Raw genomic sequence first — 12,394 nt, 5'->3', positions numbered from 1 at the left:
CGATCTCCAACCATTCCGTTCCGCTCCTATCGATGAAGGAGCTTATCTCACGGCCCCCATCACAAAAGAAAAGGTGGGCTGTTCGTCGCGCTCACTGATGAAGTGGGCACGCTGCGCCAGGTCCTGAAAACCGTCATCCGCCATAAATGGCTCAGCCATCTTCCCGACCCGTCGCCGCCCTACAAGACGCAGGGGAAGGTGTGCACCGGTCGTGGTTCAGCCCTGCCGAATACAAACAGCTTTATGAGGCAACCCGCCAGAACGCCAAGGAGCCGAAGAACAAGCACTTCCGTTGGGAAGCCGAACAGTTGCACGACTTCGTGCTGTTCATGGGCAATACCGGCCTTCGGCCCGACGAGGCCGAGCAGCTCCAGCATCGTGACGTGACCATTGTCGTGGATCCCGACAGCCGCGAGCGCATCCTTGAAATCGAAGTGCGCGGAAAGCGCGGCATCGGCTGGTGCAAATCCATGCCCGGCGCGGTGAAGCCTTATGAGCGCCTGCGCGATCGATTGAAGCCTGTGCGCGGAAATGGCAAATCGGAAAACGGAGAGCTTCCGGCACCGACTGATCTGCTCTTCCCCGGCAATTATCTCGAGATGTTCAGCAATCTTCTTGATGCGCAACATCTCAAGCTGGACCGCGATGGCAAACCTCGGACAGCCTACAGCTTACGTCACACCTATATATGCCTTCGGCTCATGGAACGTGCTGATGTTTATGCGATTGCCAGAAATTGCCGCACGAGTGTCGAAATGATCGAGAAATTCTACGCGGCGCACATCAAGACTACTTTGGACGCTTCCGTCATCAACGCGCGCAAACCCAGGAGGGCGAACCGCGATCGGAAGGGGAAGAGAGCGGCGGAACCGCCGCTCTACCACGGAAACGAGGCTCCACAGCCTCGTCGCGACACCCGAACGGGTGTCCAGACGAACCGCTTGCCGGTTCGAAGCGCCCGCTTGGCGGGGCGCTCATAGAATGGTTTAGCCTTCTCTCAATCCGGCCACGTCCTCCGGCGTGGCTTTCTGTGAACAATATTGACAATATATGTTACAAATCCCACAATAAAAGGAGAACGAGAGGATATGCCTATGGCATCAGGAAACATTCATGTGCGCGTGAGCGGCCAATTGGAAGCTCACCTTCAGCAGCAGATCGGCGAGGGCGGTCTCTACGAGAATGCCAGCGAGTATATTCGTGCCCTGATCCGCCGTGACCTGCAGACGCGCGAGGAAGCGTGGGAGACCTTGCAGAAGGAATTGGCCCCTGCCATGCGGGCCGATGACAGTGAATTCGTCACCGTCACGGCCGAGGATGTCATTCGCCGCAACCAACGCCGCTAACCATGGTGGCCTATCGGTTTTATCCGCGAGCGGATGCCGCTCAAGACAAGATCTGGGAAGATACCGTCAAGGATTGGGGCGAAGAGCAGGCCGTGACCTACGTCACAGGCTTGCATGCCCATTTGCGGCGCCTATGCGACAATCGAATGATATGGCGGAAGTTGCCGCAAAAGCTTGCGGTTCCTGTTGATGTCAAACGCGAGGCGTATTTCAGCCGGTACGAGCGGCACTGCATCTTCTTTCGCGTGTTGGACAACGGCGATCTTGGTGTCATGAGCATTCTTCACGAGCGTATGGACGTGCCGGTACGTCTGAAGGAAGACTTGGCTGCCCTCATCGCGAAGCAGGACAAGGCCGACGAAACTTAAAATCGACCGGAGCGTAGGCGAGGGGAAAGTGGTGGAAGTTCGGCCGATTCACACGTTCAACGCGCGTGGCAATGTGTTCCTAGAAGTGACACGCGATTATTTCAACGTCTCCTCTCCTGCGATGTTCCGTGAAATCCAGCGTCTCAGACGAGAGACCGAGGAAGCGCTGGCGCTGAAGGGTATTCGTTACGCGGACCTGAAAACCGCGCTCGTTACCGACAGGCAACGGAAAGAGATGGCTGTCCTCTCCGGCACTTCTTTATCTCACGAAGAAGCGCGAAAATCATAAGACAAGCATGTGCCGGAGCGTGTGGCGACCCAGGGCGACCAGAAGGGCATCGTCGAAATAGAAGCCGTCCATTGGGAAGAGCGCAGCGGTATCGCGCGCATCTCCATTGAGGATTGCGACGGCGTGTTCGGCCATGGCCGGGTTCAGTTTCTGACAGGCGAATTATAGGAGCACGAGGCCCGCAGGCTTTGTGATCACGACGGGCTGATCAGGGGGCTGATCGAAGCTTCGCTCAGTGATTCTGCATCGCTATGATCCTGCTCCCTCTCACGTCCGGCTGTGTTGATCTCATTTCGCGCCCAGAGGCTGGTGCTGGCGATAACGGCGCCACCGATGATTAGCACTCCGGCCCATAAGAGGGATAGGTCGAACGCGGCCGTTGTGAATGACGCGACGAAAAGGGCTCCGACAAACGGCTCGACATAAGAGAAGGCCCCGAGCGCCTGAATGTCCCCTTTCTTAAGCCCATGGTCCCAGAAATAGATGGCGAGCCCCATAGGCAAGCAGCCAAGCGCAGCCATTGCCAGCCATTCAGCCGTCGTGGGCCTAACCCACTCTTCAAACGACAGGTGGGCGACGTATGAGACGATGGCGGACGCTGCGTAAAACATTCCGAGAGCCGAGGAAGGAACTTCCGGCAGTGTTCTCGTCAGAACAGAATAAATCCCCCAGAGCGCCGCCGCAACGCCGATCAGCGAGAGATAGAAGGTCGCTCCCGCCGAAAAGGACGCTTCGCTGCTGCCGGCATCTACCAGACTGATGACGCCCGCCAACCCCATCAGCGCGCCGACAATGTGCCACCATCGGAGCCTCTCTCCCGGGAGGAAAGCAGACCCGAGCACGATCATAAGCGGTGTCGTTCCCTGAAGAAGGGCCGCGGCTGCCGCGGGCGCCTTCTGCGTAGCGTAGTAAATGCAGGCATGGTAGCCCACCAGCGAAATCACCACCAGCAGCCAGACGCGGGGTGGTTGGCGAAATGCGGCAAGCGGGTGGCTGCCTGTGACAAGCCACACGAAAGGCGACATGGCGGCGGCGAAGAGAAATGCGGTCGCCACCGTCTGAAGAGGCGGAATGGCCGTGGTGAAGGTAACGAGTGTCGTCTCGGTGGCCCAGAGGATGACTCCCACAGCTCCGACCAGCGAGGCGACCAAACGGCTGGAGCTGAATAAAGACATCGCGCTTTGCCTTTATTCACCCAGTGCCACGACGGTGTCGGCATAGAAGCCGTTGAACTGCGTGCGCATCGACAGGCTGTACGCACCCATCATGCCGATTTCGATCCAGTCGCCCTCGCGAACGTCTTCAGGCAGATTGAACGGTGCTCCCAGCACATCGTTCGAATCGCAGGTGGGCCCATAAATCTTGAAATCGACATTGGGGGCCGCCCAGCGTGTGCCGTTCCTGATAAGCCGGGTCGGGCGGTGCTCCTTGGGGTGACCGAGCTCCTGCAACGTACCAAAAACGCCATCATTGATGAAAATGTTCGATCCTCGGCGCATCACCACCTGAACGATTGCCGTCCCCGCCGTTGCCACGAGGCTTCGGCCGGGCTCGCAAAGCACGATGCAGCCGCGCGGCAGCTCGATCATTCGCACCGCTCGGACGATGTTCCCGAAATAGTGCTCTCGCCCCTCGATCTTGTCGCCGGGATAAGGTGCTGGAAAACCGCCCCCGACGTTCAGCACACTCAAGGGAACGCCCGCCTTGGTCGCGATCTTTCCAGCGAGTTCGACGGCTGCGGCAAACGCGCCGGGTGCCAGACATTGCGAGCCGACATGGAACGAGATCCCGGCCCTGATGCCTCGCGCGTGAATGGCCTTCAACATTTCGGCTGCGTCGCTGGGCTGGGCACCGAACTTGGTGGCGAGAACATACCTTGCGTCAGCGGGACGGGTAGCCAGGCGGACGGCGATCACCAGGTCGTCCCTGGAGCCAGCTTCGTCGACGATCTTTTCAATCTCTTCCATACAGTCGGCGGTATAGAAGCGAATGCCATGATGTTCGCTTGCAGCACGTATGGCGGGCCGTGTTTTCGCCGGGTTGTTGAAAAACTGGCCGGCAGCCTTCCCAAACATGCCGTCGATCAGTCGGATCTCATCCAGCGACGCGACGTCAAAATCCGTAATGCCGGAGCGATAGAGGGTCTCGAGCACGAATGGGTGAGGATTGCACTTGACCGCATAGAGCGCTCGGCCGGGAAACGACTGAAAGCTCTGCGCAGACTCCCGCAACTTCGCGGGCGAAATGCAAAAAACCGGTTCTGTTGGCTGCAGGTGAGCAATAACAGTGTTCACGTCAGGATAGCTCGCGAGTGGAGTACCTGTGTGGCGAGCCTTCTCCAGCGATGGAATGGAACTTTGTATCCGTGCCTGAAGCTGGCGCGGGGACAAATCCGGCTCGTCTAGGACGGCAGACGCGGTTTGCGCAGTCATTTCAATTTTCCTGTTTGATTTCTGTTTGCGGCTAGGCTGCTACAATTGATAGTATGTCCGACGCTTCCCAGCGATCGATGAACGCGGTGAGTTCCGTTGCTGTGATGGGCTTACTGAAATAAAATCCCTGGAGTTGGTCGCATCCTTCCTTGGTGAGGAAGCTGGCCTGCTCGATCGTCTCCACTCCCTCGGCGGTCGTCACCATGTTCAAGCTCTGACCGAGACTGATGACCGACTTCACAATCGCGCCGGACTTATCCTTGCTGCTCATATCTCCGATGAAGGATCTGTCGATTTTGATTTTGTCGAACGGAAACGAGTTGAGATAACCCAAGGATGAATACCCGGTGCCGAAGTCGTCCATCGCAATCCTGACACCGAGGCTCTTCAGACCGTTCAATATCTCGAGCGCGGCTGTGGCATCGTTGATAAGGACACTCTCGGTAATTTCCAGTTCCAGACGTGCTGGATCAAGGCCCGTTCGAACAAGAACACCCTTTACGCTGTCGACAAGGTCACGGCCTCGAAATTGGATAGGCGAGAGGTTGACGGCGACCCGGAGCTGCGGCCACTCGAGCGCCTGCAGACAAGCTGTTTCAAGAACCCATTCGCCAATAGCGACGATCAGGCCCGTCTCCTCTGCGAGTGGAATGAATTCCGCTGGTGAGACAAGACCCCGTGTGGGGTGGCGCCACCGCACTAGCGCCTCGACCGCTGCCACTGCACGCGCCTCAAGATCGATGAGTGGCTGGTAGTGAACTTCAAGCTCGTTCTTGAGGACTGCCTGGCGCAGGTCATATTCCAACGCCTTGCGGGCTTGAAGCTCCACGTCCATTTGCGCTTCGAAAACCCTATAGGTCGCGCGGCCGGCTTGCTTTGCCCTGTAGAGCGCGATGTCGGCATTCTTCAGGAGCCGCTCGGGATCGTTGTCACGAGTATCCGCAACCGCGATGCCAACGCTGACGCCGATATGAAGGTCCTGGCCGTCGAGTTGGAATGGAGCTCTCACAACCTCGATAAGCCGTCTGCTGAGTTGTTCGGATTCAAGAGGCTGGTTCACACCGACCTGGATGATCGCGAATTCGTCGCCGCCGAGCCGGGCGACGGTGTCGCTTGCACGGACACAGCCCAAAAGCCTGCTCGACAGTTGCTGGAGAAGGATGTCGCCGGCACCGTGCCCAAGTGTATCATTGATCTCTTTGAAGTGATCGAGGTCGAGACAGATGATGGAAACGCGCGATGTCTCGGCGGCATTCGCCGCCAAGGCAATGTTGAGCCGTTCGCGGAAAAGTACGCGGTTCGGCAGGCCGGTCAGAGCATCATGGTGTGCCAAGTGCGTTGCGCGCTCCTGTGCCTTGACCTCCTCGGTGATGTCGGTTGCCGTGCCACGGAAACCGAGGAATTCACCGCTCGCACCTGTAATGGGACGTCCTGCGAGCCGGCAGATGCGCGTTTGGCCGCCTGCATCGCGATAACAGCATCTCAGATCCCGGAATGACGTCCGCTCGTTGGTTTCCTCGATCAGCCGGCGCCAACCGTCGGTATCGGCGTCGCTGGAAAAAAACTGTTCAAGCGTCTTGCCCAAGACGCTCGCCGCCGCAACTCCCGTCACTTCCGTGAAGCGGGTCGAGAAGTATACCAGCCGCAGAACATTGTCGCTCTCCCAGATCCAGTCCGAGGATGCCTCCGCGACATCCTTAAAGCGAGATTCACTCTCCTTGAGCGTCTGTGCATAAGCTTCGACTGTCCTGGCCGACTCCTCCAGAGCGCGAGTGGACCGGCGGGCATTGCGGACCACCAGTATGGAAAAAGCGGCGAGGATAACAAGCGCGACTGCCAACGGCGGCAGGAGGAAGCGGAGCAACTGGTAACCAGGCTTGGCTGGAAACCAGGTAATCGAGCCCAGGTAAACCCGGTCCTGCGTCAGCAAGGGGATCGAAGCCTCTGCGTCGGTGGGATTGGTGGGCGAGATCGCCAGCCCATCTAGAAGATAGTCGCGGCCGATGCGGTCAAGGAACTTCTGATCTAGTTTCTTGGCAAACACCAGCATCGACAAATCCGCAGGCCGAACCGTCGATCTTTCGATGGAAGGGGGAAGAATTCCGGTGGCGGCGACAATGAACACGTCTTCCCCGGACTTGATGATGCTTGTGACCGGATCAGTCTGTATCGAGGCGACATGTAGGAGATCTTTCAAGCCATGCGGCATCACTTGAAGCGCATCGACGTTTTGGGGCGTTCCGTGGACCACCGCGTATACGGTCTTGCCGCTTGGATTGATCGCAAAGGCCATCTCGTAGCCTAGACCTTCGTAAATGTTCGCCCCAACGTTTCCGTCGGTTGCGGCCCATTCGGCGTTCACGGTGTCGTGGAGGTTCTTGTATACATCTTCCCAAACTGCGTAGTCACGGAGGTTGCGGGCAACTTCCCTCGCCTTAACCTGAAGGGCGGTGGTTGCGAGTTTGGTCGAGGCTTCGACCTCAAGTTTGTTCTGACCGCTTGCGGATACAAGCACGAAACCCAGCACGACCGCGATTGCGACGACCACGATGCTGGCCATGGGGAAAATAATACGTCTGGTGAAAGTCTCTGCCGACAGAGTCTGACTGTTTAAACTGACTGTATTCATGGCGCCCCGCCCCCAGTTCTGTTTCATAAACACTATGCTTCAACTGCAAACGATAGGTTAAAATCTGAAGTTGCATAACTCTACGGTTAATTCAAAGCTTACATTTGATGCGAATTACTACGGTCTATAATCCTCGCAGGTCGATCCCGGGCTACGGACTGGCTGCCAGATCGTAGACGAGTGACGTGCCCCCGTTTAATCAGGCTGACGTGCCCCGCTGCGGTTCAGCACCAACGCCGCCGTCTGGCATTTTTCGGCACGTCCTAAGATCGCATTACAATCTCATCTGCGTGGCGACGTTGCAAAAGATCTGTCGCCAAAACTCCGCTTGCAGGTGGATTGAGACGCCTGACCATCCTTTCGACGCTACCGGCTACTGCCGGCCGCTGCCGATCCGATGTTGCGGGTGAGGAGGCGAATGCGGAAGATCGTTTCGAGGCTCTGAATGGGGAGAATCAGTTCGGCAGACTGCATGGTGGCCATCCACCGAGGAGACCGGTTGCACGCAGGATCTCGTTGATCCTTGCTGTTTCCATTTGATTGAGCGCGGCGCGCGGGCGCGGCATGACGGCGGTATCGATGATGCCAAGGCTCTTCATTGCGGTCTTGAAGCCACCGATGCCGGAGGCGCCGCCGCTGACGCGGCCCTGGGCAACCCAGACGATTTCGAAGAGACGGCAGAGCCGCTCCTGCTCCTTGCGTGCGGCGACCCAGTCGCCACGCTGGGCCGCATCCCACAGGCGTACGTAACCATGCGGATCGACGTTTGCGATGCCCGGAACAACGCCGTGGGCGCCCATCAGCAAGGCACTGTCGACGGCAATCTCCGACCCGGTCATCAGGAACACGTCCGGCTGGTCGGCAAGATCGAGCAGCACATAACGGAAATTGCCGTCGTCGCCGCTGGAATCCTTGAGGCCGATAATCGTGCCTTCTCTTGCCAATGTCACCGTCGTCTGGCGTTGCAGCTTGACGTGCACACAGACAGGAATGTCGTAGGCGACGAGCGGGATATCGACGGCGTCACGGATAAAGCGGAAGTGGTCCAGGATCTCCGATTGGCTGGTGACGGTATAGAACGGCGCGGTGGCGACCACGGCATCGGCGCCCGCCCGCTTGGCGAAGTCTGCATGATGAATGACGCGATCCGTGGTCGGATCGATGACGCCGACGATCAGCGGCACGCGCCCGTTCACCACCTTTGCTGAGTGCTCGATGATCTCGCGGCGCATCTTGTCGTCGTGAAAGATCACCTCGCTGGTCGAACCAAGCACGAAAACGCCGTGGCATCCGCCCTCGATAAGATGCTCCAGAACCCGCGTATAGGAGGGATAATCGACCGTGAAATCCGCATTGAGAGGCGTCACGACTGGGGGAATTACACCCTTGAATTCTGTCATTGTCTCTTTCTTTCGCGGGATCAGTTTAGGTCAGCGCGGGGGTCAAAAACGGCCCCAAGACCGTCGCCGATGAGGTTGATGGCAGGCACCGCGACGAGGAGTGTGGCGCATGGGAACAGCCGCTGCCAGGCCGGGCGGGTGACGCCCGACGCCACGGCTGTTGCCATCATCGGCGATCGCGATCGCCGAAAGTCGCGGCAAATGTTTCACTGCGTTCCTCCCACATTTGAACTTGTCTTGCTGGTTGCGATAACCTGGGTGATACCCTCGTAATGGTGGTCGAGGCGCCGGCGGGCCTCGTCCAGCTCCCGGGCTTCAACAGCATCGACAATGGCGACGTGATCCCGCCAGGTGGCCATCGGATCGACATTGACGAGATTGACGAAATCCGAGGCCTTATGGAAAGCGAGCCAGAACACGTCGATCAGCCGGCTCAGCGTCTCGTTCTCCTGGCAGCGGAAGAGCAGGCGATGAAAAAGCTGATCGTCCTCGGCAAACGATTCCCCGCGTTCGGCATGCGCCTTCATCCGATTGACAGTAGCGCGCAGCTCAGCAATGTCGTCCGTGCCGATTGTCTCAATCGTCTTTCCAATCAGGCCGACCTCGAGGGTTCGGCGGATCTCGATGACTTCCTCGATCTGGCGAAGAGCGCCTCCAAGACCATAGGCAAGATTGTCGAGCAACGGCTCAAACGAGAACGTTTTGACGAATATCCCGACGCCGCGCCGCGATTCCAGCACGCCGAGAGATTCAAGTGCCTTGATACCCTCACGCAGGGAGTTGCGGCTGACGCCAAGCTGGGTCGCAAGCTCGCTCTCGGCCGGCAGAAGGGTTCCCGGTTTCAGGTCATTGTCACTGATGAAGGCGCGCAGGCTCTCCTGCACGGAAACATGCAGCAAGGGGGCTCTCGTCAAAGGCTTCATGATCTTGAGGGGCATGTCGATCTCACTGCGGAAACGTCTGATGGCGAGATACATATCTACTTGTAGGATATCCGTCAAATGAGCGTGCGCCAGGAGTGCCAAGGAAGATTCGTGCTCGGGATTTCATTGGGAAAATTAGGAGCGGGGGCGGTGCTTCGTCTTCTGACAGTCGCGGTCGCCCTACATCGACCACTCGACCGGTTTGCCGATAGCTTGCAGCCAGAACCTAAGCGGTATCGACGTTTGCATAAACGCTGTCGGGCCTTCGGCAGGTTTTTGCAGGGGACGTAGCCCAAGTGTCATAGCTTTTTGTTATCGTAATGATCAGTAAATCCAACTTAGCATTATAGCCTGGTTCCGATATGAAGGGGTAAAGGGAGGATACGCGTCGACCGGTACCCTCGGCTTGAGTGCCGAAAACCGTTTCCAGACGGCGCAGCTGAACCTGATGGTTGGCAGATATCCCTTTGGACGGCAGAAAATTCAAAGCAATCAAGGAGAACGATATGGACCAGAAACCCGACAGCGCAGGCAAATGTCCTGTCGCGCACGGCAGCACGCCCCGTGGTCGATCCAACCGCGATTGGTGGCCGGACCGGCTGGACGTTCAGATTCTTCACCAGCATTCCGGTCTTTCCGATCCGATGGGCAAGGCGTTCGACTATGCCGAGGAATTCAAGACGCTCGACCTCGATGCGCTGAAGAAGGACCTTCATGCGCTGATGACCGATTCGCAGGACTGGTGGCCGGCCGACTTCGGTCACTACGGCGGTCTCTTCATCCGCATGGCCTGGCACAGCGCCGGCACCTATCGCATTACGGACGGCCGCGGCGGTGCCGGTGCCGGTCAGCAGCGGTTTGCGCCGCTCAACAGCTGGCCCGATAATGCCAACCTCGACAAGGCCCGCCGTCTTCTGTGGCCGATCAAGCAGAAATACGGCAACAAGATTTCCTGGGCCGACCTGTTGATCCTGACGGGCAACGTCGCGCTCGAGTCCATGGGCTTTAAGACCTTTGGTTTTGCCGGCGGCCGCGCCGACGTATGGGAGCCGGAGGAACTCTTCTGGGGTCCTGAGGCCACCTGGTTGGCCGATGAACGCTATAGCGGTGAACGCGAATTGGCAGAGCCGCTAGGCGCCGTGCAGATGGGCCTGATCTACGTCAATCCCGAAGGTCCGAACGGCAATCCCGATCCGGTCGCGGCTGCCCGCGACATCCGCGAGACCTTTGCCCGCATGGCTATGAACGACGAAGAGACGGTGGCGCTGATCGCCGGCGGTCATACCTTCGGCAAGACGCATGGTGCTGGCGATCCGTCGCTGGTCGGTGCCGATCCCGAAGGCGGCGCGATCGAGGACCAGGGCCTTGGCTGGAAGAGTTCCTTCGGGACAGGCGTGGGCAAGGACGCCATCACCGCCGGCTTGGAAGTGACCTGGACGCAAACGCCGACAAAGTGGAGCAACTTCTTCTTCGAGAACCTGTTCGGTTACGAATGGGAACTGACCCAAAGCCCGGCCGGTGCGAAGCAGTGGAAGGCCAAGAATGCCGAAGCCTCCATCCCGGATGCCTTCGACACGTCGAAAAAGCATCTCCCGACGATGCTGACCACCGATCTGTCGCTCCGTTTCGATCCGGCATATGAGAAGATCTCTCGCCGCTTCCTCGAAAATCCGGATCAGTTTGCGGATGCTTTCGCTCGCGCCTGGTTCAAGTTGACCCACCGCGACATGGGCCCGAAGGTGCGCTACCTCGGCCCGGAAGTCCCGGCGGAAGACCTGATCTGGCAGGATGTGATCCCGGCCGTTGATCACAAGCTGGTTGACGACGCGGACATCGCCGAACTGAAGGAGAAGGTTCTCTCGACCGGCCTGTCCGTGCAGGAACTGGTCTCGACCGCCTGGGCATCGGCCTCGACCTTCCGCGGCTCCGACAAGCGCGGCGGCGCCAATGGCGCACGCATCCGGCTTGCGCCTCAGAAGGACTGGGAAGCGAACCAGCCGGCCCAACTTGCCAAGGTGCTTAGCGTTCTCGAAGATATCCAGAGGGACTTCAATGCTGCTCAGACGGGTGGCAAGAAGATCTCGCTCGCCGACCTGATCATTCTCGCCGGTGCCGCCGGTGTTGAGAAGGCGGCAAAGGCAGGTGGCCATGACGTCACCGTTCCGTTTACGCCTGGCCGCACGGATGCCTCGCAGGAACAGACGGATGTGGCCTCGTTCGCTGCGCTTAAGCCGCGCGCCGACGGTTTCCGCAACTATGTCGGCGGTCGCCAGTTCATGAAGCCGGAAGAAGCTCTCGTCGATCGCGCCCAGCTGTTGACACTGACCGCACCGGAAATGACGGTTCTCGTCGGCGGACTGCGCGTGCTGAAGGCCGGCCAGCCCGAGCACGGCGTCTTCACGTCTCGTCCCGAAGCGCTGACGAACGACTTCTTCGTCAACCTGCTCGACATGGGCACCCAGTGGTCTCCGGTTGCCGGCAAGGAAGGCGTTTACGAAGGACGAGACCGCAAGACAAACGAACTCAAGTGGACCGGCACCCGCGTCGACCTGATCTTCGGTTCGCACTCGCAGCTTCGTGCCCTTGCGGAAGTCTATGGCCAGTCCGATGCCAAGAAGAAGTTCGTCAAGGACTTCGTGGCAGCCTGGACCAAGGTGATGAACGCTGATCGTTTCGATCTCCTTTGATCGTTAAATCTTGCTTGGACGCGGCCCGGGCCGCGTCCAAGCTCTTTCGCACACAGGACCACCTTGATGGGGGCTGATGGGCGAAAATGGAGGGCGATCCGATTGCCCTTCAACAGTGGCTCCGCGGGGACAGGCCGTCCCCGCGACGCCGCAAGGATCGGCATGTCCGGCGAAACGTGCGGTTCCCGATGATTGCGGGTGGCCGAAGCTGAGTATGGAAGCTTCCTGCGCCGCCACATAGTTGCGTAGAGTTTCGGTCGACGCCAAATTCAATCTTAAATGGACATTTTCGAAGCATGCGGGAAATGTTATGTGTTTCC

11 protein-coding genes are annotated in these 12,394 nt (G+C 58.6%); 6 read left to right on the top strand and 5 right to left on the bottom strand.

Annotation, left to right across the window (positions count from 1 at the left end; all coding sequences use genetic code 11):
• The first annotated feature begins 200 nt into the window (after positions 1-200).
• From FHT71_RS23055 to FHT71_RS23035, 5 genes are all read left to right on the top strand, one after another.
• Positions 201-980, top strand: a complete 780-nt coding sequence (locus FHT71_RS23055) for a hypothetical protein (protein WP_183722189.1) — start codon at positions 201-203, stop codon at positions 978-980.
• A gap of 114 nt (positions 981-1,094) precedes the next feature.
• The gene (locus tag FHT71_RS23050; protein WP_132593065.1) at positions 1,095-1,346 is read left to right on the top strand and encodes a transcriptional regulator; all 252 of its coding nucleotides are present in this window, start codon (positions 1,095-1,097) and stop codon (positions 1,344-1,346) included.
• A gap of 2 nt (positions 1,347-1,348) precedes the next feature.
• Positions 1,349-1,714: a type II toxin-antitoxin system RelE/ParE family toxin gene (locus FHT71_RS23045; protein WP_132593063.1), complete on the top strand. Its 366-nt coding sequence runs from the start codon at positions 1,349-1,351 to the stop codon at positions 1,712-1,714.
• Positions 1,715-1,745: 31 nt separating this feature from the next.
• Positions 1,746-2,003, top strand: coding sequence for a hypothetical protein (locus FHT71_RS23040; protein WP_183722186.1), 258 nt, complete (start codon positions 1,746-1,748; stop codon positions 2,001-2,003).
• 9 nt (positions 2,004-2,012) lie between these two features.
• Positions 2,013-2,171 carry a hypothetical protein gene (locus FHT71_RS23035; RefSeq protein WP_165933162.1) on the top strand — a complete coding sequence of 53 codons (159 nt, stop codon included), beginning with the start codon at positions 2,013-2,015 and terminating at the stop codon, positions 2,169-2,171.
• Between the two features lie 26 nt (positions 2,172-2,197).
• Here the strand turns inward: FHT71_RS23035 and FHT71_RS23030 are convergent, their stop codons facing one another.
• The 5 genes from FHT71_RS23030 to FHT71_RS23010 all read right to left on the bottom strand — a co-directional run bounded on the left by FHT71_RS23030 (position 2,198) and on the right by FHT71_RS23010 (position 9,402).
• Positions 2,198-3,178 carry a DMT family transporter gene (locus FHT71_RS23030; RefSeq protein ID WP_132593059.1) on the bottom strand — a complete coding sequence of 327 codons (981 nt, stop codon included), beginning with the start codon at positions 3,176-3,178 and terminating at the stop codon, positions 2,198-2,200.
• Between the two features lie 12 nt (positions 3,179-3,190).
• Complete coding sequence (locus tag FHT71_RS23025; RefSeq protein ID WP_183722183.1) at positions 3,191-4,435, bottom strand: type III PLP-dependent enzyme; 1,245 nt, start codon at positions 4,433-4,435, stop codon at positions 3,191-3,193.
• Between the two features lie 31 nt (positions 4,436-4,466).
• The gene (locus FHT71_RS23020; protein ID WP_132593055.1) at positions 4,467-7,064 is read right to left on the bottom strand and encodes an EAL domain-containing protein; all 2,598 of its coding nucleotides are present in this window, start codon (positions 7,062-7,064) and stop codon (positions 4,467-4,469) included.
• A 455-nt stretch (positions 7,065-7,519) separates the two neighbouring features.
• Positions 7,520-8,464: a dihydrodipicolinate synthase family protein gene (locus FHT71_RS23015; protein WP_183722181.1), complete on the bottom strand. Its 945-nt coding sequence runs from the start codon at positions 8,462-8,464 to the stop codon at positions 7,520-7,522.
• Positions 8,465-8,670: 206 nt separating this feature from the next.
• On the bottom strand, positions 8,671-9,402 hold the full coding sequence (locus FHT71_RS23010) for a FadR/GntR family transcriptional regulator (RefSeq protein WP_132593051.1): 732 nt from the start codon (positions 9,400-9,402) through the stop codon (positions 8,671-8,673).
• A gap of 491 nt (positions 9,403-9,893) precedes the next feature.
• Between FHT71_RS23010 and katG the strand changes: the two genes are divergently transcribed.
• Complete coding sequence (gene katG / locus FHT71_RS23005; RefSeq protein WP_183722179.1) at positions 9,894-12,074, top strand: catalase/peroxidase HPI; 2,181 nt, start codon at positions 9,894-9,896, stop codon at positions 12,072-12,074.
• The last annotated feature ends 320 nt before the right edge of the window (positions 12,075-12,394 follow it).

This window comes from Rhizobium sp. BK060 (genome assembly GCF_014193145.1).
Classification (GTDB): Bacteria; Pseudomonadota; Alphaproteobacteria; order Rhizobiales; family Rhizobiaceae; genus Rhizobium.
This window is presented reverse-complemented; position numbering and strand designations above follow the sequence as displayed.

Excerpts from the sequence above, each read along its gene's own strand:
- katG (WP_183722179.1), top strand. The coding sequence starts at position 9,894 with ATGGACCAGAAACCCGACAGCGCAGGCAAATGTCCTGTCGCGCACGGC.
- FHT71_RS23050 (WP_132593065.1), top strand. The coding sequence starts at position 1,095 with ATGGCATCAGGAAACATTCATGTGCGCGTGAGCGGCCAATTGGAAGCT.
- FHT71_RS23010 (WP_132593051.1), bottom strand. The coding sequence starts at position 9,402 with ATGCCCCTCAAGATCATGAAGCCTTTGACGAGAGCCCCCTTGCTGCAT.
- FHT71_RS23025 (WP_183722183.1), bottom strand. The coding sequence starts at position 4,435 with ATGACTGCGCAAACCGCGTCTGCCGTCCTAGACGAGCCGGATTTGTCC.
- FHT71_RS23020 (WP_132593055.1), bottom strand. The coding sequence starts at position 7,064 with ATGAATACAGTCAGTTTAAACAGTCAGACTCTGTCGGCAGAGACTTTC.
- FHT71_RS23045 (WP_132593063.1), top strand. The coding sequence starts at position 1,349 with ATGGTGGCCTATCGGTTTTATCCGCGAGCGGATGCCGCTCAAGACAAG.
- FHT71_RS23015 (WP_183722181.1), bottom strand. The coding sequence starts at position 8,464 with ATGACAGAATTCAAGGGTGTAATTCCCCCAGTCGTGACGCCTCTCAAT.
- FHT71_RS23030 (WP_132593059.1), bottom strand. The coding sequence starts at position 3,178 with ATGTCTTTATTCAGCTCCAGCCGTTTGGTCGCCTCGCTGGTCGGAGCT.